Genomic DNA, 23072 nt, shown 5'->3' on the forward strand with positions numbered 1-23072 from the left:
CAGCCGCTTCCACATCCAGCCCCCGTGCATGCGCGATGTCGATCCCCGGAACAAGAAAGCCGGTGAGGTCACGTGCCATTGCTTTGGCCACTAATTGGCGAAGTCCGGAAAGCTTGCCCTGGCGGGCGCCGACGATCATTTATTGCCTCCGCAATACACCCTGACTCCAGCCATAAAGCAGGCCGAGAAACAGGATGGCAAGAAATACACCCATATCAAGCAAGGCAACCAGCCCTACCTGCTTGTAAACCACCGCCCACGGATACATGAACGCCATTTCCATATCGAAAGCCAGAAACAACAAGGCGTATCCATAATAACGCGCATGATAACGCACCCAAACTGGGTCACGTGACAGCTGGCCACCAGTTGCGGGGACGTCTTTTCCGGGTTCCTGTTGTGTTTTTCCGGTAGCACGTGCGATAGCGTACAGGCTCAGTACGAAGCCTGTCGCACCAACAATCAAGCCCAGCAAAAGTCCATATTGTTCGAGCATGCTTATCGTTTCTCCTAATACCCGCAAAGGGCAAGGGCTGGCATAGTTTTTCGAGATTGACGTTACCGGTTCTCAACCCGCTACAGCCTGATTTTTATCGAATGGACGACCGAGCCAGTTGTAAAGCCGGCAGAACCTGCTCAAGAAACTCGTGCATATGCAGACTCTCAGGTGTAATCAAACCATAGATAACACAGATCATAAAGCTAATGACGAATCTTTATCATGGCCATCCTTATGACCTCCATGACCGAACAGGTGCATGGCGACAAAGATTATGCCAATCAGAGTCCAGAACCAGTTTTCCGCTCGCCATTCCATATAACACTCACCCTTCTGAGTTTTGGCACAGTATTGAAATGTTTATGTCTAAGGTTATATCACTGAAGTAATTTTGCAAAAGCCGTCACCAGAGGCCCTTGCGGCCGGTTTTGGTAATGGAGTTTGAATAATGGTCGTGATAGTGGTGCAGAGCCCGAGACGCTCACTTCCCGAATGCAACCTTGCGTCAGCAGATTATCCACCATGATTTTTGGTAACAGGGCACGGCCCAATCCGTGAACCACTGCATTGATAATGGCTTCATTACTGCCCATGGTGATTTTTTTGACGGGTGTTATATGTTCATGCTCAAAAAACTGTTCAGAAACTTCTCGCGTGCCGGAGCCATTTTCACGAACAACCCATAAGGCCTCAGAATCATTAAGGTCTTCCACCTTGTCATGAATGGCGCTGCCATCGACAGTCGCTTCGACCACCGCAAGCTTGTCATCACGCCAGTGCTCGCAAATAATGCGGGGGTCATTCACGGTACCTTCGACCAACCCGATATCGATATCGCAATCCACCAACTGGCGGCTAATTGACTGGGTATTACCGACGACAACCTGGATATCAATAGCGGGATGCTGGTTCGCAAACGTTACCAGGTAGGGTGATAACCAGTAGCCCGCAATGGTTGTGCTCGCACCGATCACCAAAGTGCCTCGCTTTAGCCCCACCCGGGCATGAATGTCGTCGATAGCCGCCTTTTCCAGCGCAAAAATACCGCGAGCGTGATCAAAGATCACGTCGCCATTTGCGGTTAGCTGCACCCCTTTTCGGCTATTGCCTGTGCCACCCGAACGCTCAATCAACGGCAAATCAAGCTGGCTTTCTAGTTCCTTTACGGCCCTCGATACCGCCGGCTGGCTGATATGCAGCGTTTCAGCGGCTCGCGAGAAGCTACCGTCGACAATTACAGTATGAAAAATACGCAGTAGGTGCAGATTCACCGGTATAACCTCATGTTATTCCAATATGATAAAACTATATTCGAATTATGCATAAGCAAACCCTACGCTGTATACCTCAGTTGACAGACAGCACGAGGTTCACATGACAGCCACCACGTTCACACCACCAAAAGCAATAACAACTGCCAACACATCTGCATGGTGGAAAGGTATTGCGCTGGTCGCCGTCATCGCAGGAACTGCGCTGGCCGCCGCCAAAACGCCTTTGGCCAATCAAATCGGGCTAGGCGCCCTGACGCTTGCAATCATTACCGGGATTATCGCAGGTAACACGTTTTTTCCCCGGATTGCCCATCACACTGCTGAGGGCGTTGATTTTTCAAAAAGTAATCTGCTGCGGTGGGGGATCATGTTGTACGGTTTTCGAATTACCTTTCAGCAAGTTGCAGGCGTTGGCTGGCAGGGTGTTCTGACCGATGTGGTCATGCTCACACTGACCTTTGGTCTGGCGTTACTCATCGGTATCCGGTTATTAAAGCTGGACCGACAAACCGTGATTCTAATAGGCGCAGGCAGCTCTATATGCGGTGCAGCGGCCATTCTGGCGACTGAACCGGTCATTCGGGCCCAGGCTCATAAAGTGTCTGTTGCTGTGGCTACCGTGGTGGTTTTCGGAACCCTGGCAATGTTTCTTTATCCGATGGTGTACCCGTATCTTGAAATGACGGCTCATCAATACGGTTTATTTGTGGGATCCACGGTGCACGAGGTTGCCCAGGTGGTGGGCGCCGGGCAGGCTGTCAACGATGTCGCTGGCAACACCGCGGTGATTGAAAAAATGCTGCGAGTGATGATGCTGGCTCCCTTTTTGCTGGCGCTCTCCTTGGTTGGCTTTACCAATCAGCGAACAGACGGCAAAGAAACTGAACGGCAGGGTGGCATTACCGTGCCCTGGTTCGCCGTTATTTTTCTCGCGATCAGTGGCCTTAATTCATTCCACGTTATTCCGACAACTGTGGTCGATATTCTGGTTGGGCTTGATACCGTATTACTGACCATGGCTATGGCCGCTCTGGGCTTGCGAACACACATTGGGGCGATCAAGCAGGCTGGCGCCAAGCCGTTGATATTGGCCGCTTTGCTCTTTGTTTTCCTGACTGTTGGTGGCTACTTCGTTAACAGAGGCCTGATATTGCTTTTCGCTTGAAGGGCTTCTGGTTGATAAAAATTTGAAGACTGCAAAGGAATAAAACGGACACTCGTTACGCCTTCTTTTGTATGCCGGTTCTGCGTTCTCAAGTGAACACTGGAATACGGGAGGAGCCGTACATCACGTGAATCTGCCATTTCGGTGTCGGTCCAGCCTAAATGCGCACCTCAATGCATAGGATCAGGAGATACATTATGAAACAGAATCTGAAACACACACTACTGATTGTCGCACTTACTGCCGGAAGTTCAGTTTACGCTTCGGAAGGCCCCGGGCTGGATGTCTCAGCCCAGAAGGCTGGTAACGAAGTGACTATTTCAAGCGTAAAGGCTAACGCATCCGGGTTTGTTGTTATCCATGACAGCAACACCGAAGGAAAGCCGGTTGTACCGTCTTCTATCGGACATACAATGATCAACGCCGGTCACAACAGTGACGTTAAGGTGACGCTTGACCACACAGTAAAGGTTGGCGAAAAGCTATTTGTTATGCTGCATGAGGACACTGGAAAAAAAGGTATTTATGAGTTTGGGCCGGGCTCCGTAAATGTTGATAAACCAGTGGTAGATGAAGGTCATGTTGTCGTCAAGGCGTTCACCATCAACGGCATGAAATAACCGAAAGCACAATCAACGCGCTCTCGCGATATTTCAACGAAGTCAACAGGGCGCTTGTTGTGGTATGAACCAGACAATCTCACATAAATTTCAATTGGGGGAATAAATCGGGCAGTGGTGACGTCTTGATAAGAGACCGTAAATATTTTTACAGACCCCGTGAAGCTTGCGCGGCATATAGGCTACGAATGGAGAGCACCGGCCGTCATGGACTAAATGCTTCATGGTTCCACATGTGAATCAGGACTCTAACAATGATAAACCAACGTATCTTGCAGATATCAAAACTTGTGCTTTCAATAGGTCTTTTCTACGGCGCTAATGGCGCCATAGCGGCACCGGGAGAAGACAGTATTGCCCGGGGAAAACAGGTCTATAACCAGCAATGTGCCGCCTGTCATCAGGCTGAAGGGCAGGGAATTCCCGGATCGTTTCCGCCTCAGAAGGATCACACTGCAAACGTCTTCAATGCCAGTGGCGGTGTGGGCGGGCGAGACTATCTGGTCCATGTGCTGCAATACGGCCTGACTGGCGCGATTGATGTAGAGGGGACATCGTATAACGGCAATATGCCTGCTTGGGGTGGATCGCTCAGCGACCAGCAAATCGCGGATGTCCTGAATTATGTGGTGACAGGGTTTGGCAATAAAGCACGTCTTTCCGGCGAATTTCGCCCTTACTCTGCCGATGAGGTGAAAGCGATCTCAGGTAAGGACCTCTCCGGTAAAGATGTCTATCAGTTGCGCCAGGTGGTCCTGGGGAACCAAGGGCAGGGTTCGGCGTTGTCATCGCCCACCTCTCAAAGTGTGGCAGCATCAGACGCCACCCACATGGCGTCGGAAGTATCACTTGAACAGGCTATACCGAAACCGATCTATGCCGCAGTCCAGAAAACCGGAGTTGTTGAGCGCTTTCCTTCAAAATCATCCTGGCCCGGGGTTGAGGGTGCTCACTACGATGCCCTGAGTCCGGACGGGAAACAGCTCATAGTGTCGGGGTTCAAGACCGGCAATGTGTACGTTATGGACACGAATAACGGCGAAATCGAAGGCAGTATTTCGATTGGCGAGGTGGCGCAGGGTGTCAAGATATCACCAGATGGGCGTTACGGCCTTGCGGTAGCGCCCAACCAGGGGATCGTTGCGGTCATTGATATGGAAACGCTGGCACTGGTCAAAAAAATCAGTGTGGGTGACACGCCTCACAACCTCATTTTCAATACGAACGGCAGCCTCGCTTATGTCACCTTGCAGGGCGGGGGTGCGTTAGCCGTGGTGGATATGGAAACGCTCACCAAACAGCGAGAGATACCGACACCGGGGCTGGAAACCCCCCATAATATTGATATTTCCGGTGACGGGCATCGTTTATGGATTCGTGACTTCATCGGCCATGTGGGCGTTCTTGATCTGGACAGCGAGAAGGTTCTCAAGGTGTTCAAGGTTGGCGCGGGTCACGGTGGCATCGATGTGATTCCCAACAGCCGTTATGTGGCCACGGGCGCCATCTCCGCGTCTCAGGTGACGGTGATTGATGCTGACAGCCTCGCAATTGTTGCCAATCTCGATGTAGGAACCGGACCCCATGGTGTGCGGGCCAGCGCCGATGGCCGTTACCTGTATACGTCTGTGACAGCAGACAATATGATCACCATTATTGACATGGAGTCGCTGAAGGTCGTTCGCCAGGAGCCCGTTGACGGGAAGTTTCCATTCTGGCTTGCAGTACCCGGCAACCCTTAAAAAAAGACTGCCGGTTGGGAATAAAGTGAAAGCTGGTGACGTCTTTGGTTAATGGCTAGCCCAATAAAGCACTCCTGATAAGGCACTGTGGATGCGCAACGCCCGGAGCAAACAGCAGTTCGACGCCCTGACTCGCCCCTGGCGGGATCGGCTGTTCGGTGTTGCGCAGCGCCAGGCCCGGTCGCGGGAGGCGGCTGAAGACTGGACACAGGAGACGCTGCTCCGGGCGTGGCGAGATTTTGGCCAGCTTGCGGAACAAGGTGCGATCTATGCGTGGCTACTGAAAATCCTGAATCGGGTAGTGGCTGATGACGTTCGGCGTAGCGCACGGCGAGATCAATTGGCACCTATGCTTACCACCGGTGACGCATTTTTGCAGGAGCAGGCCTGCACGTCCGCCGGACCTTTCGAACAAACCGTGCAAACCCAAAGCAATGAACAACTTATGAAAGCGATGCAGGCGCTACCGGACAATTTCCGTCAAGTTGTTTTGTTGCGGGATATCGAAGGGCTGAATTATCAGGAGATTGGGCAGGTTCTGAACATTGCACAGGGTACGGTCATGAGTCGGTTATCAAGAGGTCGGCGGCTTTTGGCCAACCTCCTCATCAGGACGGAATCCGGGGATGGATTAGCAGCAACCTCTATACACGGCGGTAAATCCACATGAATGACCTCGACAAAACAGAGGCCGGGCGCTTCTCTGAACTCCACCTCGAGCTGCAGGACTGGCTGGCAGGTTACGTGGATGGCGAACTGAATGAGCATCACACGGCCATAGTGGAGGCGCACCTGGTAGGCTGTGAAGCCTGTCGTGCGGACGTTGCCCGTCAGAAGGCCACGAGCAGACGATTTCATGATATGCCGACAACCCGCATGCCGATCGAGCTGCATAAGCAACTTGATAACGCGCTTGCAAACGCGCCGGATCATTCTGAACAAGCGCGCAGTACGACATCCAGATTTAATCTCAGACAATGGCTGACCGGCTTATACCGCCCTGCGGCGGTTGGTGCCGGAGGATGGGCCGTGGCACTGGTGCTTGCCGGAGTACTGTGGCTGCCCGACGTGGGTGTTATGAGTCAAGGCCACATCCCGATGGTGAGTGATGCCTTGGCAGACTATCAAAAGGTGGCCCTCACGGACCTTCCTGCGCTGGGAAATACCACTGACTCATCAGTTCCAGCCAAGCTGGCAGGCGGTCGCTTACTAGCCTCCTGGCACACCACCGTGGGCGGCGAACCCGCTGAGGCCTTTGCCATGCGACGGGGCAACAGCCTGGTGATTCAGTACCGGATTTCGGAACAGGTTCTGTTCAGGAATCCAGACGTGCGGAAGGCGATGGCCACCATGGGCGACTACCGTACTCGCGAAAACCAGCTGGAGGTGCTGGCCATCCCGATGAAGGAATCCGGTTTACTGGTTGTCGGGCCAGCGAATGCCATGCCAGCAACCAGTGATTTGGAGTTAGAATCTATCTAGACAGTAAACGTGATTATTTTACATCCAGCATCTAAACTGACGCATGGATGTATCGTGTGGTGCCTAAGGCGAGGGGCCCGGAAAGGCCAACAACAAGGAGAAGAGTCATGTCCTTATCAGATCAGTACCCAAGTAATACCGACGTTCAGGCAGAGCCGATCCAGCTCAGCCGCCGACGCCTGCTGCTCGGTAGTGCCGGCGCCATGGCGTCAGTGAGTTTATTGGGGTTTTCGCCGCTTACCAGGGCGGAAGAACCCAAAACATTGCCTGATTACGTCAAATGGAAAAACGCCAACGAAGTGATTGTCCACAGCGCCAATACCATTGAAACCGAACGAGGTGCTATTGGTAGCGGCGTGGTTACGCCCAGCGACAAGTTGTATGTGCGCAACAATCTGCCTGCACCGAACGAGCAGATCGTGGCTGACCGCGATGCCTGGAAAGTCAGTATCAAGGGCGTCAACAACCCAAAAACTCTGACGATCGCAGACCTGAAAGACATGGGTATTGAAACGGTAACGACGGTGCTGCAATGCTCTGGTAACGGTCGCGCTTTTTTCGAGCATGGCCCCGGTGGTACCCAATGGGGCACGGGAGCTGCTGGCTGTATTGTGTGGACCGGTGTGCGGTTGCGGGATGTTGTTGAGAAGCTTGGTGGTGTAAAGGCGGGTATGAATTACATAACCAGTACCGGTGGTGAATCACTGCCTGCGGGCCTCGATCCCAAGACCATCCAGGTTGAGCGCTCGGTGCCGACCCGGGCCCTTGATCAGGCCCTGCTGGCGTGGGAAATGAACGATGACCCCATGCCTCTGGCCCACGGCGGCCCGCTTCGGATGGTGATGCCTGGCTATTATGGTGTTAACAACGTCAAGTACGTAGAGCAGGTTGCGTTTACCGAAGATCAATCCGAAGCCAAAATTCAGACCTCCGGTTATCGCATTCGCCCCATTGGTGATAAGGGTGCGCCAGGGCAGCCGTCCATGTGGGAGATGCCCGTTAAATCCTGGGTGACAGCCCCGCTGTCGAATACAAACAAGGGCCGCAACATGATTCACGGCGTAGCCTTTGGCGGCATTAACGCGGTCGCAAAAGTCGATGTGTCCATCGATGGTGGCAAAACCTGGAAACAGGCCCGCTTCCTGGGTCCGGATATGGGGCGCTACGCCTGGCGGCCTTTTGTGCTTGCAACCGATCTGTCTCCGGGCGAGTACCGCATTGTTAGCCGGGCCACCGATAGCGAAGGCAACACCCAGCCACCCAACCGAACTGAAAATGAGCGCGGTTACGGCAACGCCAGTTGGAAGGATCATGGCGTGAGTGTCACAGTCGGCTAACCGAAAACCACTCAGCGGTCGCTACAACGACGGGCCGCTGCGACAGCTCTTGGATTACCGCGAAAATACCAAGTACCATTCTATCGAGGATAGTATTATGACGTTACGAGCTCCCCTTGCGCTTGCTGCCTGCCTGCTAACCATCGGTTCCGCTCTGGCGGATGAGCAGTTTGATGCCGGTAAGAAAGTCTTTCTGGAACAGGCGCAACCGTCTTGCACCATCTGCCACACACTGAACGACGCAGGATCTGCTGGTGCAATTGGCCCCAACCTGGATGAACTCAAACCCAGCGCCGATCAAGTGGTCAACGCCGTGAGTGGCGGTGTGGGCATCATGCCTGCATTTGACGGTTCACTGTCTGAAGAGCAGATCAAAGCCGTGGCGTATTACGTTGAGAAGGCGACGTCGAAGTAGTGCGCAGCGCACAACGCTGGATATGGGATTAGGGCAGAGCCGGTATCAGAAATTTAACCGTGCCCATAAGTATGGGCATCCTTGTGAATATGGTCGGGATGTTCGAACTCCAGTGTCGAATGACTTATGTTGAATTCCTGCTCCAGAGCCTGTTTTATCCTGTACTTGGTGCTCTCAAGCTGATCCCATGCGCTTTTCTCGATAACTACATGAGCGTCCAGCGACGCATCGTGTTCTCCCATCTGCCAAAAATGCACATGATGAAGGTCAATCACACCTTCGATATTTGACAGGGCCAGTATTACAGCATCTGTATCGATATCCACAGGGCTACCCAGCATGAGTGTTCTGATGGTCCCACCGATTTCTGTAAGACCCAGGTAGAGAATGTAGCCTGCGATACCTATGGTGATTGCAGGATCAACCCACCGCAGGTCGTAGAGCAGAATAAGTATCCCGCCAATGATCACGGCGACCGAAGCGAGTGCGTCGGAAAGATTGTGAAGAAACAGCGCGCGGATGTTGACGCTGCCCTTCTGCATCGAGTACGTAAGCAAAGCTGTCAATGCATCCACTGCCAGGGCGATACCGCCAAGCCAGACTACCCACCAGCCCTTGATTTGCGGAGGGTCGATTATCCGCATGCCACCTTCATAGACCAGGTAGAGCCCGATAATTATCAAAGTGGTGTAATTTATGAGGGCCGCAACGACCTCAATTCGTCCGTAGCCAAAGGTCATCTTTGAGTCAGCCGGGCGGCGCGCAATTTTTCGAGCCGCAAAGGCTATAACGAGCGCTGCCATGTCTGAAAAGTTATGCAAGGCGTCGGCGATCAGGGCCAGGCTGCCAGCAAAGATACCCCCTCCAACCTGGGCCAGAGTCAGTATGCCGTTCGCCCAGATGGCTATAGCAACGCGTTTGTCCTTGGTCTCGGGGGGCATATGAACATGTTCGTGACTCACGGGATCAACCTCGTTTGGTGCTTGGTAGAAGAAGGAGCTCCCCAGAACTGCTGGGGCGGCGGGCATAGCTTGTCATTGGCCATCAAGGTTGTAGACCAATGGGTCGCATTTTGGGCTTGGACTGAAGCGTTTTGTTGACCACTTCCGAGGCCTTGTCGCCATCAACACTGCAGGGCCGACCGCTGTCAGCCCGGCCACCTGGAATGGTCCACTAGCCCGGTTATTGCCGGCTAACTACCTGGACGGGACAGTGCCTCCTCGTCAACAACCCCGTCTTCAATGCGAATAGCCCTCACCAACCGGGAAACAAGTACCTTGCCATCACCGGGGTGCCCGTCCTGAGTGCGGGCCTTCTCAACGATTACGCCTGAAACTTCCCATGCCGATGCTTCGTCAGCCACATCCACTTCAAGCTTGACCATGCGTACTTTTGCAAGGTGGTTTCCGCCGCCCGCCGTTGAATGCCCGAATTCGCTCAATGGGACCACAGCAATACTGGTAACCCCTGGCACCTCCGCCAATCCATCGATGACGTGCTCAGCCATTGTTTCACGTACGTAGGCTTTGATCTCATACATGGCTCATCTCCTCGTCAGACTTCAACATCGTTACGTTCGGCAGCGAACCACCGGTAGATACTCGGCAACACCAACAGTGTCAGCAGGGTTGACGTGATCAGCCCCCCGACAACCACAGTGGCAAGTGGGCGTTGCACATTGGAGCCAATGCCGTCCGCCAGCAACAGAGGTATCAGCCCGAGAATGGCAACGGTTGCGGTCATCAGAACCGGTCGCAAACGTCGCTCGGCACCGAGTTTGACCGCTTCAATAACCTCATAGCCCTCATCCCGAAGCTGGTTGATATAACTCACCATCACCACGCCATTGAGCACTGCGACGCCAAATACTGCGATAAAACCAACCGCTGCCGGCACGGACAGGTAAAGACCGCTGACAAACAGCGCGACAACCCCGCCAGTGATCGCAAACGGAACGTTGAGGAATATCAGGCTGGCGTAACGCAGGCTGCTGAATGCGGAGAACAACAGCAGGAAAATGAGGCCAAGGGTGATGGGCACGACGATTTGCAAACGGGCCATGGCTCGCTGCTGATTTTCGAACTGACCACCGAATTCCACAAAATAACCCGGTGGCATTTCCATCTCCTCAGCGATTCGCTGCTTAAGGTCTGCCACCACGCTGCCCATGTCGCGACCGCGCACGTTCATTTGCACATACAGCCGACGACTGGCATTGGAACGTGAGATCTTTTTCGGCCCGGAGTAGGTCTCCACGCTGGCAATACGTGACAACGGAATCATTTCTCCTTTTGCACCGCGCATCGGCATGTTCCGGATCGCATCAATGGAACCACGGGATTCTTCCTGCAAGCGGGCAAAAATCTCGAAGCGGCGCACACCATCGAACACAAGGCCCGCTGCCTGACCACCGATGCCGGTTTCAACCGTATTCATCACGTCGTTCACACTGATACCGTATTGCGCCAATGCATCACGGTCCGGGCGAATGACAATCTGCTTTTTGCCGGCTAGTTGCTGAGTGCGAACATCCGTTGCGCCGGGAACCTGGCGGGCGAGGGCGGCAATTTCTTTGCCAATATCACCAAGCTTTTTCAGATCGTCACCGAAAACGCTCGCAACCAGCTGCGCCTGAACGCCAGACAAGAGCTCGTCGGTACGCAACTGGATAGGTTGGGAAATATTGTTGGCAAGGCCGGGTATCTGATCATTTACCGCTTCTGCAATCTGGCTTTGCAATTCCTCGTAGCTGATGTCTGACCGCCACTCATCAAGGGGTTTCAGAACCACCATGGTAGCAACCACGTTGACCGGTTCCGGATCGCCGCCCACTTCTGCGCGACCGACGCGAGCATAACTACCGGTAATTTCGGGGAAATCACCCAGCACTTCCTGGATTTTTTTGCTGTAGCTTATTGCCGAGTCCAGGCTCGCGCCGGGTGGTAATGTTGAACGAATCTGGAAGTTGCCCTCCCGCAAGGTGGGTACGAACTCGCTGCCCAAGAAGGGGAACAGGGTCAAACTTCCCAAAAACAGGACAAGCGCTATCCCCATGACCAGTTTGGGTGTTTTAACAACGTTTCGCAGGATGGGCCGATAAGCCGCGCTCAACCATCCAACCAGGCGGGGCTCTTTGTGCTTGATGCCCATCTTGAACGCCAGCGAACTCAGTACCGGCACCACCGTCAGTGCCAGTATGAGCGAACCCAGAAGGGCGAAGCAGATTGCATAAGCCATCGGTGAGAACAGCTTGCCTTCAACGCCTTCCAGCGTGAACAGCGGCAGAAAAACAATAATGATGATGCCGATGCCGAATACAATCGGCCGGGCGACCTCCCGGGCCGCTTCACCCACCAGACGTATCATGCTGACGTTTTCTTCCGAACGCTCCTCAAGATGACGGAAAATATTCTCGATCATCACCACGGCACCGTCCACCATCATGCCAATGCCAATCGCCAGCCCACCCAGGCTCATCAGGTTGGCGGACAAACCCGCGAACCTCATGCCAATGAATGCCACCAGAACTGAAAGGGGTAGGGTAGCCACGACAATAAGAGTCGAGCGCAGATTTCCAAGAAACAGATACAGAAAGATGACAACAAGCGCTATGCCCTCAAGCAATGCCTTTTCTACGGTACCGATGGCTTTTTCCACCAGCGTTGCCTGGGAATAGTACGGTTTTATTGACAGTCCTTTCGGCAGGGATTGATTGAGCGCCGCTATTTTGGTGTCGGTGTCCCGAAGAACCTGGCTGGTATTGGTATCGATCAGCTTCATGATGTAACCACCGACGGATTCCTCGCCTAACGATATTTCAGCACCGCGACGTATTGCCGGCCCCAGCTCAATGTCAGCCACGTCATTGAGATAAACCGGTGTGCCTTCCCGTTCTGCGACCAGTGTTTGCCGCAAATCCTCAAGCCCTTTTTCACCGGGGCTGACCCAGCCATAGCCGCGCACAATGTATTCTTCACCGCCGCGGGTAATAAAGGAGGCACCGACATTCCTGTTGCTCGCGACAATGGCCTCCCGAGCGTCTGTCACGGTGAGACCACGGGCCTGCAACGCGCGGGCGTCAAGGTTGACCTGGTACTGTTTTACTTCGCCACCGATAGACAGCACACCGGTGACGCCCGGAACAGTTTTGAGCTGGGGCTTTATGATCCAGTCCTGAATCGTCCGCATCTCTTCCAGCGAAAAATCGGCTCCCTCTTCTTGAACCAGCGAATACATCATGATGCGACCGAGGCCGGTGCTGATAGGGCCAAGTTCGGGTTCGCCCATTCCCGCCGGTATCTGTCGGACGGCCTCATCAAGCCGTTCCATGACCAGGCGCCGCGCAAAATAGATGTCCGTGCCATCTTCAAAGTAAACGGAAACCCGTGAAAGCCCGAAAATGGAAGTGCTTTGAACTCTCTCAAGTCCAGGAATCCCATACATGCTTACTTCCACGGGATAGGAAATAAGCGTCTCAACATCAACAGGTGAAAGACCGGGACTTGTGGTGAAAATCTGAACCATCGTCGGCGTTGCATCGGGAAAGGCATCAACCGGTAGTTTGTTGAACGAAAAATACCCGGCCAGCGCAACGCCAATCACAAAGACGATCACCAATAGCCGATTAGCCAGGGCGTAATTAACAAGAGCGTTTATCATATATCGAAACCTTAGTGGCCGTGGCTGGCGCTACGATTCTTGGCAGTGAGCGCGGACATGAGATCAAAAGCGCCTTTCGCGACGACAGGCTGGCCGCTACGAAGACCGCTACGAATTTCAATCCATCCGTTTGCTTCGGTCCCGATCCTGACGGGGGTCGCCTTGTACTCGCCTTGCTCTTCGCCGGGCACAAACACAACATCGCGCCCTTCAACGGTCTGAACAGCGTCTCGTGGAACCAGCGGTAACGCCCCATTGGTTTGAGCCGACATAACCGCCGTGCCAAACATACCGGGCCGCAAATAGCCTTCAGGTGTGTCAATTTCCGCTCGCGCCAGAACGGTGCGACTGGTTTCGTCCAACTGTGTGGATATCCAGGAAATCTGGCCGTTATAGGCGCGGGATGCGCCGGGCTGTAACTGGATTCTAACCGTGTCCCCGAGCGCCAACTGACCGATAGCAGACTCTGACACCCTGATCATGGCCCAGACTTTCCGATTGTTAACAACCATAAAAGGCGTGTCGGAAGATGATAAAGTTTGCCCGATCATCACATCCTTTTTTTCAAGCACACCGTTGATTGGCGATTTAAGGGCATAGCTGGCCAGACTCGCTGTGTCGGATTCTGCTGACGATACGCCGTAAGCCTTCAACTCCTCCCTGGCGGCATTCAGCTCGGCGGACATAGTCAGAAAACGGGCTTTGGCTGAGAGAAACTCTTCTTCACTGGATATGCCCTGGTTCTGCAGTGATCGTTCACGTTTGTACTCGGCCTCGGCCGCCGCTTTTCTTGCGGTCAATGACTGCATGCGCGCCCGTACTTTTGCCAGAGCCACACTATTGAGCGTTGCGATGGTGTCGCCTTTGGAGACTTTGTCACCAAGATCTACCAGGATTTCTGACACTTTTGCCTCAAGAAGCGGGCCAACCTTCGCGACGAGATCCGGCACAAACATAATTTCCACGGGGGCTCTGACCGTCTCGTTCGCACGACCTGACGAGGCGGGCGAAACGTTAATATCCAGAAGGTTTTGCTGAGCTTCCGTCAGATGTACCGCCCCCTCTTCTTCACGTTGTTCTTGTTGGTTTACTTTCTCATTGCCGTGCTTGCTTTCACCTTGATGGGACGCTTCTGCGCTGCCCTCATTGTCTACCTCCTGGGCCGCAGGCACGCCAGAAAAAAGAAGGGTAGCGGCAAACAGAGTTAACGGAAAAGCCCGGGTTATCTGCAACATACTTTAACTCTCAGTTGAAATGGATACGGTCGGAAAGGGGGTTTGGCTGGTGGCTCCTGATATCTGCAAACGTCACTGGCCGCTGCCGGAGGCCATGACAATGCCACCGCCGGTGCTGATTTCGAGCGCCTTTACCGACGCGATGTAATCACTTTGGGCCTCGATGTACTCATTGCGTACGGAGATCAAACTATTCTGGGCGGCAAGGACATCGGTTGTACCGACCTTGCCGGCACGAAATGCTGTCTGCATCAGTTCAAGCGTTTCCTCTGACCGTTTGAGGATAGAGGCGCTCATCTGTTCAAGTTGGGCTGTGGCTGCACGGTATTTTGCCTGCGCTCTCAAGACGCCGATTTTAATACTGAGACGCAATTGCTCGGATCTGACTTCGGCGGCTTTAAGTTCTGCACTCGCGCGCTTCACCTCGCCACCGAATCGGTGAACGGTTGGCAGGGGCACTGAAATACCACCGCCAATGATGTTGCTGCCCTCTTCGCGGTCAAAAAAACCAAACACTCGCAAATTAGGTATTGTCTGATTCTGCGCCAGATCAAGACCTGATTCTGCCGAGCTGACAAGTGCCATGGCGGCCTGCAAGTCGGTTCTGCGACTTAACGCAAGCTCTACTAACTGGTTTTCCGGGGGCAAGCTTTCGAAGTCCAGTGAGATATTGCCGTCCACCCGTATGGGTTCCTGAGGGTCAACGCCAAGCACTTCACTTAAGGCTAATCGTGATTCTTCAAGCTGTCTCTGTGCGGCGGCCTCCTGATTTTTGGCGCGGGCAAACCCAATAACCGCGGTATTCAACTCAAGCCGTGTTCGCTTACCCTGATTTACCGAAATACGCATCAGTTCACGAGTTCTGGACATAAGGTCGATGGTTCGCTTTGCTGTCTCAAGGGACTCTCTCGCCAGAAGAATATCGAAAAAGGCCGCCCGCACCCGGGCACCGATTGCCCGTCTCAGGAAGTCATACTCGAGTTCGGCCGAGGACAACTGTCCGCTGGCGACTTTCTCGCTCAAATCAGCTTTGCCCGCGGTCCAGAATTCCTGGGACAGGCGAATTCCATAATCAGTTGAGGTTTGTGATCTATTTGACCGGCGACCGCCGCTGAGTTCTAACTCGGGGTTGCTGGGAACAATGCGGCGGGCGTGCTGAACATCCCCCGTGAACATGCCAATGCGCGCTTTTTGCCCGGCGAGTGCCGGATTGTTGTTGTAAGCTTTTGCAATCGCTTCATTGAGAGTTAATGTTAACGACGGCTGGCTGGCTTTGTACGCTTTCAGGGAAACGCTGTTCTGCGCTGCCACTGGAAAAGACACCAGGCCTGCTAACGCAATAGCGAGCATGGGGAAAAATCGTTTTGAGGTTCGCCTCATAGACTTATATTCCGTCACAGATTAAAAATTTCACCCAGATACCGAGGGTTAGCAGAAGCGAAACTTTAACCGACGAAACTTAATTAAACTTGAACATTCAGGCAGGTAACCGGAAAGACTTGAATGCGACCAGCCTATTTCCGTACGGCGTTATCCGGCCCGGAAAAATAATAGCCTTGGCCCCTCAGCGAGCGGATATACTCCTTACCGACCATTTTTCTTAAACGAGTTATGTAGACCTGAATCACGTTCAATGTCGGACTGCGATCAATGTTATACAGTTCGTCGATAAGTTCCTCTATCGAGAACACGCGCCCAGGACGGGCCATAAAGCAGCGCAGTAACCGATACTCGGTTGCTGTCAAGGTGTAACTGGTGCCTTCAGGACACTCCAAAGACCGGGTTTCATCGTTGAGTGTAAAACCATAGGCCGATATCTGTGACGATACTCGCCCCTCGGAACGTCGCACAATAACCTCAAGCCTTGCCACAAGCTCTTCAAAATGAAAGGGCTTGGGAAGATAATCATCGGCACCAGCGCGAAGACCTTCGACCCGTTCCATCCATTTTGATCGGGCTGTTAGTAGCAGTACTGGTTCTTGGCGGTTCTCAAGACGCCACCTGCGTAGCAGGGTGAGGCCATCGGTCACAGGGAGGCCGATATCAAGAATTGCCACGCGGTAGGCTTCCGACTGAAACAGTACTTCCGCAGCGTGAGCCGTGGCTGCATGATCAACAGCGTACCCCGCCTGCTCGAGCTGCCCCATCAGTTTTTCAGCGAAAACCACCTCGTCTTCTACCAGCAGTAATCTCATTACAGCCTCCAAAAGGGAAAATAGGCATCAAAGTTATTTGCTGCAATAATAGGAACGTATTCAGTTGATGCTACATGAAAGTCGTTTTCGACATCAGAGTATTACCGGGAGATATTGATTGTTTCGACGTTCCATTCGTCTGGGATTGCTGGCCTCGCTTATGCCGTTGAGTTTTCTTGTCATGCTGGCGGTCTGGTTTGGTCATGAAGCCTTGCTGGAGCAGTTTTCACGCGATGTGAGGCAAGACATGTTGGCGCAGGAGTCCGACCAGCTTCAGAATCTGTTAACAAACTCTTACCCTGACACAGTAAGGGCCATAAAGAGCATTGAGAGCCTCGAGTTTGTTTTTCAGCATGCATTTGCGTTCAGAATAGGGCAGACGCTGTATTTTTCTGCTGGCGTTGATAAAGAGATAATGAGCCCGTTGCTCTCTGAAAAGACCCCCGGAGTTGTCTACATCAAGTCGGGTCAGCGGTCGCTGATAGGCTATCGGCGTACGTTCCGTACAAACCGCCTGCCTGTTGTGCTGGTGGTTGCTGAGACACAAACACCGCACTTAGCCGGATGGGAACGAGTTCATGTATCAATTGCCATTCTGTCTGTTTTGCTTTTGATTGTTCTGTGGTGTGTGATTTTTCTGGCGGTCCATCTTGCGCTTTCGCCGGTATCCCGGGTTCGCAATGATCTAGCTGATCTGCATTCCGGCAGGCGCGCTCGATTGCACAATACGGTACCTCAGGAATTTTCCGACCTGGTAAACGGATTTAATCGTTTGCTTGAAACTCTGGACGACCGCCTTGAGCGTTCCCGCAGAACGATCGCCAACCTCTCCCACAGCGTTAAAACGCCGCTGGCCTCGGTGCTTGCTGTCCTCGAGGCGGATTCGTCGCACATCAGCCCCGATGATCGTATCTATATGATAAAACAGTTGAGGTCATTACATAAAACACTTGACTCTCAAATGAGGAGAGGGGACGTGTCAGGCCCACAGATAAGTCGTAGCACACAGGTCGTTGTTCTGACTGAGGACCTGGTGGACCTGGTTGGCCGAATGTTCCCGCAAAAGCAGTTCAGATTCTCCCCGAAGCCCGGTGTGCCGTTAAAATGGCAGGTCGATGAGCAAGACTTCAGTGAAGTCGCGGGAAATCTACTGGAAAATGCGGGTAAATGGTCGTTATCTGCTGTTGATCTTGCGCTTAGTACATCCACTGAGGGCCTGAATTTATCGATCAGCGATGACGGTCCTGGAATACAAGAAGAAGATCGGGAACGCTTGTTGGAGCGTTGGGTCCGGCTCGATGAACAAGGCAGCGGGTATGGGCTGGGGTTGAGTATCGTTAAAGAAATTGTGGATCGTTACGAGGGGCGTCTGGAATTTTCTGAATCTTCGCTGGGTGGCTTGCAGGTAAACGTACTTTTCCCCGGCCAAGCTGTAGAGGAATGCGAAAACGCGCGACGCTTCCCATAAGCACCGGGGTGGTGTTCTCATGCGACTGGATCAGCGTGGGAGGCGTCTCCAGTTAATTATTCCTGAGATTGCTAGCAGTAGAATGGCCAATGCTGACAAGTCAGATATCCACGGCCCAATGCCCAAAATACGCCCTGAATGGAGATCCAGCAGGAACTGCTGCAAAGAAATGCCGCCGCCCTGATAGGTATCAAGAAGCTGCTTTCTGACCGCCGCAGGTGTTGGGCGTTGACTTGACCAGGCAACCTGCTCGTTTACAGATGGGGCCTGGGTCCAGCTCAGAAACGACGAGGTCGTCCTGAATTGTCCGTTTGGCGTGTCAATAAAAAAAGAGTCGGCTTTCGAACCGAATTTCCGGATACGGCCGGGCAAATTTTCTTGCCCAAGGCGATCAATCAGCACGCCAGTTCGAGTCAAGAGGGTTATCGAATCCGACGTCGCGGCTGCTAAAAAACCCGGGCCTTCAACAATACCCAAAAGCGGACTGTCGACGATTTGTTCGAGCTGTAGAGGTTCCTTGCCAAGAAATAGCTGACTGTTCATCCAGCTCACAAGCACACCACTATCGGTGTTAAAGCTGACAATTTCCTGTGGTCCGTTACTCAGTCCGTACCATCTCAGAAGTGGGGGCCAGGTCAGAACACTGTCTTCCATACCAACATCTTTCAAGTGGTTGATTGCAGTGCCGGTTGCTGCAATCAATATCAGGAAAACAGCTGAAACTACACCGATATAGCGATGCGACAGGCGTAAAAATTTGCGCCGGGTTTGCCGGGAGCGTGTGAACGAAATCACGAGTCATTAACCAACTGGCTGTAATAGAGCGCTAAACGTGCCAATTTTTTGAGCGCGTAGACTGACAAGGTGGCACCGGTAATGCCGTCTACGGGTTGGTTGAGCGTTTTGCCGCCCTCAAGTTCCGCGCCTTTGAACTGATTCGTAAAAACGGGGTATCGAACTTCCCATCCTCTCGTCTCCCGGTACACGAGTACGTCCAGTTTACGAATGACATTGTTATCCACCAATATACCGACAGTAATCGGACGTGCTTTGCCAACTTCCTCCAGTATCCAGGCAACCCGTGAACCTTGCTTCCAGTATCGTTCACGCAACGCGGCGGGTGGATGCCCCAATACATCTGCGGCAACCGCCTTTTTTTCGCCCACAATCCATAGTGCGGCGGGTTCCGGGATATCACCGGCAAACGATTCTCTCAAAAATACCTGAGGTTCTTTATAAACCTCATCAGCCAGAAGGGGCATCGGAACAGACAGCAAAATGAGTACAAGCAAAAGGTGGGCGCGCCCAAGCGGGTAACTCATGAGAACAACCTTATTATTGAATTCTGAGGCAGGCGCGGCACACGCGCCTGCCTCAGACAACACGGCATTTTAAAAGGTGTATGCTACGCCCGTCGAGAACGCTAGAACACTGTCTTCATCTTCTCCAGCCGGAATAAAGTTGGTTAAACCGGCCAGTGTCTGTTCGTCAGTCCAAGTGTATTCCGTGGCAAATGAAATCACCCAGTCTGGAACCGGACGATAGGCCAGGCCAAGGGTGACGCGATTAACAATAGAGCTTTTCTCTTTTTCGAGGTTGGTGATCTGGCGATTGGAGAACTCAATACCGGTTATCCTATTGCGAACAACAACCTGCTCCATGCGAACGGTCGGTTCAAGAGAGGGGTTGCCGAAACCACGCCCTAGAAAGGTATTGTCCAATGCTTTCGGCCAGAATGGGTAACGAGCTTCTATCCAATAACCTGTGCGGCTTTCAGCGAGCCCGCCGAGCGTGATTTCGCTAACGACTTCTGTGGTTTCACCGCCTTCGGCACTGATCTTTGCCTCCACTTCTTTATCTACAGCGGCACGGGCGAAACTGGCAGCAACGTCATCAATATTGCCCCAATCGGTGTGAACAACCTCGTATTCAAATTCAAACCCACCAAAAGTATGAAGCCCATCAACGGCAACTGACCACACCGACTCAGAGTCCATGAAATCCGGCGTATAGCGTCCGTAATATCCAGAAACGGCGAATTCCTGTCCCGGTTCAGGCAACAGGCCCAGCCGCCCAGTAATGGCTTTATTGCCGTTAAGATCGTTGGAAAATCCGCCGCGGGAAGGGGCAAATCCAGCTTCAAATTTGGTGACACCTATCGTTGAGTTGCCAGCAGGTTCGGCTGCTACTTCGCCCTCGAATTCGAAGTCGAGGTTGACGCCGTTTACTGCGTAAAGTCGGTAGTCAACCAGGCCCGCCCGGGTTTCTACCAGTCCTGAAAAACCCAGCCCCAGTTCTGGCCATGCGGCCTTGTTTGGCAAGACGGGCGCACCCCTGTCTACCAGAGTACGACGAGTCAAATTCCATTGATTGTCATCATGATTGATATTAAAGCGGCCTAAAGGAACAAGCAGGGCACCCATGTCCAGATTGACGCTGTCATTGATACGATATCTTGCCCAGGCCTGTTCCATCGATATTTCTGAGCCATTGGTTCCTTCGATTGCCTGTCCTGCAGAGAAACCATCAGACCCTGCCGAAGCTCCTTTTTCCAGCTCAATTGCGCCAAACCGCTCAAATTCCAACTCGAAGTAAGCTTCAAGGCGGTCGTTAATTTTACCGTCGCCCGTCAAAACAAAACGTCGAAAAGTAAAGGTGTCCTGGTCGGCGTCCAAGTTGTTTGATTCGGCGCGGATCGAACCGTATCCACCTATATGAAAGTCCCTTGCGCCAGACTGCACAGAGCCATTGTCGCTAACCTTGGACTCGCCAGACGAATTCATCGAATCTTCCAGGGTCTCGATCCGCTTCTGCTGCTCTTCGATTACCTGCCACAACTGTTCATCGCTATTACTAGCCTCTTCGGCAATAACGATAGGTGTCGCCAAACTTCCCGCCAGCCCGAAAACAAAAGCCGTTCTTTTAATCACAATGATATCTCCGTCATCCATTGAAGTGGGTGCCCATACCGAGGCTCTGATAGACGACATGAGTTTACGGACCTGGCTGATAAATGTAAACGATAACAATTTATATTCAGTATAAAACCCCAGGCAATGTATAACTGTTAAGGTGATTGATATCAGGCACTAAAAAAGCTCGGAATCCAATGGACAGGTCTCGACTTCCACGGTCACATGCACGAGCGACGAATTATTTGTTCGGATGCGGTCGCGATAATGTCCGGGCGACTGCGGGTTATGGGTAACGACCGCGGCAATAGCAGCGTATAGATTCGGCCCAATCGACCACACATGAAGGTCACTTAGCCGCGTATCACCGCACTCCACCACACGCTTTATGTCCTGCTCGATAGCAGTCTGTTGCTGATCAAGCAATACGCTCGAAGTTGCCTGCAACAATCCCCAGGACCAGCGAGTGATGAGAATAGCACCAACAATGCCCATGGCGGGGTCCATCCAGTTCCAACCGGCGTATTTGCCGGCAAGCAAGGCGACGATGGCCAGAACAGAGGTGAGCGCATCAGCCAACACGTGGAGATAGGCCGCACGGCGGTTGTGGTCGTGGTGGTCATGAGAGTGGTGTGAATCGTTTTCATGGTCGGCATGGCTGTGGTCATGGTGGTCTCCAAGAATCCATGCCGACACGCCGTTGACGATCAGTCCGATGATCGCTACGAAAATAGCGCCGTCAAACGAAATCGTTACCGGATGGATAAAGCGATCAATGCTTTCAACCACCATGAAGAGTGCGAATCCGGCCAAGAGTACGGCGCCCGTAAATCCTCCCAGCGCATTCACTTTGCCGGTACCAAAGCTGAAGCGCGAGCTCGCGGCGTTTTTCCTGGCATACGCGTAGGCAAAAGCAGCAATGCCCAGCGCCGTCGCATGCGATCCCATGTGTAGTCCGTCTGCAAGCAGTGCCATGGACCCATAAATCAGGCCTGCCGCAATTTCCCAGACCATCATTACGAGTGTCAGCCCGACCACAATTAATGTGCGCTTTTCGCCAGACTGTTTCTGGTCTTGCCCAAAGGTGTGACCGTGATGCCATCGCGCCATTTGTTCTTCGTGCATGCGTCAGTGCTCCTGACCGAATAAGTTTTAGCCGACCCTACTTGAGGTAAGTGCGAATGACGTCGATCAGTTCATCGGCCCCCTCGCTGCGCTCGGCGTCGCTTTCGATGTCGGGATGAGCGACGTGCATCTGAATATGATCTTCCATGACTTCCGCCATGAGGCCATTCATGGCACCGCGCACAGCCGCGATCTGGTGTAGCACCTCGGCGCAGCCTTTGTCCGCCTCGATCGCACGTTCCAGTGCTTCGACTTGACCACGCATACGTCGTACGCGTCCCAGCAACTTGGGTTTGTTTTGAGTGATATGGCTCATGGGTGACTCATAGCATGGGTGACTCATAGATAGTAATCTGAATTATACAATAGGGGGCTAGGGTATATTAATAGCCAGAAATAACCAACCATCTCTATTGCCTCCAGCCTGGCTTTAACCTCGTTTCCCGGCCTTCCTTTAGCAAAAACATACTTTTGCAATGAATACAGTATTTGGATAGTCTTCAAACCTGATTTGAGCAACTGATAAGTGAGTCTGTGTTTCTGAACCAAACCCAATCTGTCACTGGCAAAGCAATTTTGGTAGTCACAGTGCTGTCATTGCTTATCCTTTTTCGTGGTGCGTGGGCCTCGGATCAGAACGTTCACCAGGCTTCCCAAAGCCTGTCTTTGATCGAGTTCGCTCAAAATCATGGGCATTTTCACGACTCTTCTCTTGATCACCTTCATATCGATTCCGTCGAGATGACCGACGGCGACCACTTGATGCTCCATGTGATGGGTGCGTTTGAAAACCATATGCCTTTGACTATTGCAGCGATGCCACTTCCTTCCGGGCGGGATGCGCCCGAATTGCAAAGACCTCCGTCGCCTCTGCCTGAGCAGGCGTCCTCGCTGTATCGCCCTCCGAAAGCCTGAAGTCCACATCGGATTTTGGCGCCATAGAT

The 23072-nt window shown here is 52.8% G+C and carries 23 protein-coding genes; 9 read left to right on the forward strand and 14 right to left on the reverse strand.

All coding sequences use genetic code 11. The features are described from left to right. Positions 1-139: 139 nt before the first annotated feature. The 3 genes from ENI00_RS12550 to ENI00_RS12560 form a co-directional block, all read right to left on the reverse strand. Positions 140-496 (reverse strand): NADH-quinone oxidoreductase subunit A, encoded by a 357-nt coding sequence (locus tag ENI00_RS12550; RefSeq protein ID WP_304102828.1) that lies wholly within the window; start codon positions 494-496, stop codon positions 140-142. A 198-nt stretch (positions 497-694) separates the two neighbouring features. Continuing rightward, positions 695-817, reverse strand: a complete 123-nt coding sequence (locus ENI00_RS12555) for a DUF2933 domain-containing protein (RefSeq protein ID WP_304102831.1) — start codon at positions 815-817, stop codon at positions 695-697. Between the two features lie 59 nt (positions 818-876). Continuing rightward, positions 877-1770: a LysR family transcriptional regulator gene (locus tag ENI00_RS12560; protein WP_304102834.1), complete on the reverse strand. Its 894-nt coding sequence runs from the start codon at positions 1768-1770 to the stop codon at positions 877-879. Between the two features lie 103 nt (positions 1771-1873). Here ENI00_RS12560 and ENI00_RS12565 point away from each other — a divergent pair, with 103 nt between their 5' ends. From ENI00_RS12565 to ENI00_RS12595, 7 genes are all read left to right on the forward strand, one after another. Further along, a complete protein-coding gene (locus tag ENI00_RS12565) occupies positions 1874-2938 on the forward strand; it encodes a YeiH family protein (protein ID WP_304102835.1) in 1065 nt (354 codons plus the stop codon). Positions 2939-3135: 197 nt separating this feature from the next. Then, positions 3136-3558, forward strand: a complete 423-nt coding sequence (locus ENI00_RS12570) for a DUF7282 domain-containing protein (RefSeq protein ID WP_304102838.1) — start codon at positions 3136-3138, stop codon at positions 3556-3558. Between the two features lie 254 nt (positions 3559-3812). Beyond that, positions 3813-5300 (forward strand): c-type cytochrome, encoded by a 1488-nt coding sequence (locus ENI00_RS12575; RefSeq protein ID WP_304102841.1) that lies wholly within the window; start codon positions 3813-3815, stop codon positions 5298-5300. 91 nt (positions 5301-5391) lie between these two features. Further along, positions 5392-5970, forward strand: coding sequence for an RNA polymerase sigma factor (locus ENI00_RS12580; protein ID WP_304102844.1), 579 nt, complete (start codon positions 5392-5394; stop codon positions 5968-5970). Next, positions 5967-6782, forward strand: coding sequence for an anti-sigma factor family protein (locus ENI00_RS12585; RefSeq protein ID WP_304102846.1), 816 nt, complete (start codon positions 5967-5969; stop codon positions 6780-6782). Before ENI00_RS12580 ends, ENI00_RS12585 begins: the two co-directional genes overlap by 4 nt. A gap of 107 nt (positions 6783-6889) precedes the next feature. Next, a complete protein-coding gene (locus ENI00_RS12590; RefSeq protein WP_304102848.1) occupies positions 6890-8119 on the forward strand; it encodes a sulfite oxidase in 1230 nt (409 codons plus the stop codon). A gap of 97 nt (positions 8120-8216) precedes the next feature. Then, the gene (locus tag ENI00_RS12595) at positions 8217-8534 is read left to right on the forward strand and encodes a c-type cytochrome (protein WP_304102851.1); all 318 of its coding nucleotides are present in this window, start codon (positions 8217-8219) and stop codon (positions 8532-8534) included. A 53-nt stretch (positions 8535-8587) separates the two neighbouring features. Here ENI00_RS12595 and ENI00_RS12600 read toward each other — a convergent pair whose 3' ends face one another. The 6 genes from ENI00_RS12600 to ENI00_RS12625 all read right to left on the reverse strand — a co-directional run bounded on the left by ENI00_RS12600 (position 8588) and on the right by ENI00_RS12625 (position 16623). Next, the gene (locus tag ENI00_RS12600; RefSeq protein WP_414674255.1) at positions 8588-9496 is read right to left on the reverse strand and encodes a cation diffusion facilitator family transporter; all 909 of its coding nucleotides are present in this window, start codon (positions 9494-9496) and stop codon (positions 8588-8590) included. 230 nt (positions 9497-9726) lie between these two features. Next, positions 9727-10074, reverse strand: a complete 348-nt coding sequence (locus ENI00_RS12605) for a P-II family nitrogen regulator (protein ID WP_304102854.1) — start codon at positions 10072-10074, stop codon at positions 9727-9729. A gap of 14 nt (positions 10075-10088) precedes the next feature. Then, positions 10089-13193, reverse strand: a complete 3105-nt coding sequence (locus ENI00_RS12610) for an efflux RND transporter permease subunit (RefSeq protein ID WP_304102857.1) — start codon at positions 13191-13193, stop codon at positions 10089-10091. Positions 13194-13204: 11 nt separating this feature from the next. Then, complete coding sequence (locus ENI00_RS12615; RefSeq protein WP_071262996.1) at positions 13205-14428, reverse strand: efflux RND transporter periplasmic adaptor subunit; 1224 nt, start codon at positions 14426-14428, stop codon at positions 13205-13207. A 72-nt stretch (positions 14429-14500) separates the two neighbouring features. Next, positions 14501-15808 carry a TolC family protein gene (locus ENI00_RS12620; RefSeq protein ID WP_071262994.1) on the reverse strand — a complete coding sequence of 436 codons (1308 nt, stop codon included), beginning with the start codon at positions 15806-15808 and terminating at the stop codon, positions 14501-14503. 134 nt (positions 15809-15942) lie between these two features. Beyond that, a complete protein-coding gene (locus tag ENI00_RS12625; protein ID WP_071262992.1) occupies positions 15943-16623 on the reverse strand; it encodes a response regulator transcription factor in 681 nt (226 codons plus the stop codon). A 118-nt stretch (positions 16624-16741) separates the two neighbouring features. On the opposite strand from ENI00_RS12625, the gene ENI00_RS12630 reads away from it, so the two are divergent. After that, complete coding sequence (locus ENI00_RS12630) at positions 16742-18091, forward strand: sensor histidine kinase (RefSeq protein ID WP_071262991.1); 1350 nt, start codon at positions 16742-16744, stop codon at positions 18089-18091. A 30-nt stretch (positions 18092-18121) separates the two neighbouring features. Here ENI00_RS12630 and ENI00_RS12635 read toward each other — a convergent pair whose 3' ends face one another. From ENI00_RS12635 to ENI00_RS12655, 5 genes are all read right to left on the reverse strand, one after another. After that, on the reverse strand, positions 18122-18793 hold the full coding sequence (locus ENI00_RS12635; protein ID WP_304102866.1) for a hypothetical protein: 672 nt from the start codon (positions 18791-18793) through the stop codon (positions 18122-18124). Positions 18794-18882: 89 nt separating this feature from the next. After that, a complete protein-coding gene (locus ENI00_RS12640; protein ID WP_083394596.1) occupies positions 18883-19413 on the reverse strand; it encodes an FMN-binding protein in 531 nt (176 codons plus the stop codon). 69 nt (positions 19414-19482) lie between these two features. Next, positions 19483-21021, reverse strand: coding sequence for a porin (locus ENI00_RS12645; RefSeq protein ID WP_304102871.1), 1539 nt, complete (start codon positions 21019-21021; stop codon positions 19483-19485). Positions 21022-21180: 159 nt separating this feature from the next. After that, positions 21181-22128, reverse strand: a complete 948-nt coding sequence (dmeF, locus tag ENI00_RS12650; RefSeq protein WP_304102874.1) for a CDF family Co(II)/Ni(II) efflux transporter DmeF — start codon at positions 22126-22128, stop codon at positions 21181-21183. Between the two features lie 37 nt (positions 22129-22165). Beyond that, a complete protein-coding gene (locus tag ENI00_RS12655; RefSeq protein WP_304102877.1) occupies positions 22166-22444 on the reverse strand; it encodes a metal/formaldehyde-sensitive transcriptional repressor in 279 nt (92 codons plus the stop codon). Between the two features lie 272 nt (positions 22445-22716). On the opposite strand from ENI00_RS12655, the gene ENI00_RS12660 reads away from it, so the two are divergent. Continuing rightward, positions 22717-23043 carry a hypothetical protein gene (locus ENI00_RS12660; protein ID WP_304102880.1) on the forward strand — a complete coding sequence of 109 codons (327 nt, stop codon included), beginning with the start codon at positions 22717-22719 and terminating at the stop codon, positions 23041-23043. The last annotated feature ends 29 nt before the right edge of the window (positions 23044-23072 follow it).

It is taken from the genome of Marinobacter antarcticus (assembly GCF_011049865.1).
Taxonomy (GTDB): domain Bacteria; phylum Pseudomonadota; class Gammaproteobacteria; order Pseudomonadales; family Oleiphilaceae; genus Marinobacter; species Marinobacter antarcticus_A.

What these genes read in the sequence shown, in the direction of transcription:
- ENI00_RS12550 (WP_304102828.1), bottom strand. Translation starts at nt 496, where the DNA reads ATGCTCGAACAATATGGACTTTTGCTGGGCTTGATTGTTGGTGCGACA.
- ENI00_RS12555 (WP_304102831.1), bottom strand. Translation starts at nt 817, where the DNA reads ATGGAATGGCGAGCGGAAAACTGGTTCTGGACTCTGATTGGCATAATC.
- ENI00_RS12565 (WP_304102835.1), top strand. Translation starts at nt 1,874, where the DNA reads ATGACAGCCACCACGTTCACACCACCAAAAGCAATAACAACTGCCAAC.
- ENI00_RS12570 (WP_304102838.1), top strand. Translation starts at nt 3,136, where the DNA reads ATGAAACAGAATCTGAAACACACACTACTGATTGTCGCACTTACTGCC.
- ENI00_RS12575 (WP_304102841.1), top strand. Translation starts at nt 3,813, where the DNA reads ATGATAAACCAACGTATCTTGCAGATATCAAAACTTGTGCTTTCAATA.
- ENI00_RS12580 (WP_304102844.1), top strand. Translation starts at nt 5,392, where the DNA reads ATGCGCAACGCCCGGAGCAAACAGCAGTTCGACGCCCTGACTCGCCCC.
- ENI00_RS12585 (WP_304102846.1), top strand. Translation starts at nt 5,967, where the DNA reads ATGAATGACCTCGACAAAACAGAGGCCGGGCGCTTCTCTGAACTCCAC.
- ENI00_RS12590 (WP_304102848.1), top strand. Translation starts at nt 6,890, where the DNA reads ATGTCCTTATCAGATCAGTACCCAAGTAATACCGACGTTCAGGCAGAG.
- ENI00_RS12595 (WP_304102851.1), top strand. Translation starts at nt 8,217, where the DNA reads ATGACGTTACGAGCTCCCCTTGCGCTTGCTGCCTGCCTGCTAACCATC.
- ENI00_RS12605 (WP_304102854.1), bottom strand. Translation starts at nt 10,074, where the DNA reads ATGTATGAGATCAAAGCCTACGTACGTGAAACAATGGCTGAGCACGTC.
- ENI00_RS12610 (WP_304102857.1), bottom strand. Translation starts at nt 13,193, where the DNA reads ATGATAAACGCTCTTGTTAATTACGCCCTGGCTAATCGGCTATTGGTG.
- ENI00_RS12615 (WP_071262996.1), bottom strand. Translation starts at nt 14,428, where the DNA reads ATGTTGCAGATAACCCGGGCTTTTCCGTTAACTCTGTTTGCCGCTACC.
- ENI00_RS12620 (WP_071262994.1), bottom strand. Translation starts at nt 15,808, where the DNA reads ATGAGGCGAACCTCAAAACGATTTTTCCCCATGCTCGCTATTGCGTTA.
- ENI00_RS12625 (WP_071262992.1), bottom strand. Translation starts at nt 16,623, where the DNA reads ATGAGATTACTGCTGGTAGAAGACGAGGTGGTTTTCGCTGAAAAACTG.
- ENI00_RS12640 (WP_083394596.1), bottom strand. Translation starts at nt 19,413, where the DNA reads ATGAGTTACCCGCTTGGGCGCGCCCACCTTTTGCTTGTACTCATTTTG.
- dmeF (WP_304102874.1), bottom strand. Translation starts at nt 22,128, where the DNA reads ATGCACGAAGAACAAATGGCGCGATGGCATCACGGTCACACCTTTGGG.
- ENI00_RS12655 (WP_304102877.1), bottom strand. Translation starts at nt 22,444, where the DNA reads ATGAGCCATATCACTCAAAACAAACCCAAGTTGCTGGGACGCGTACGA.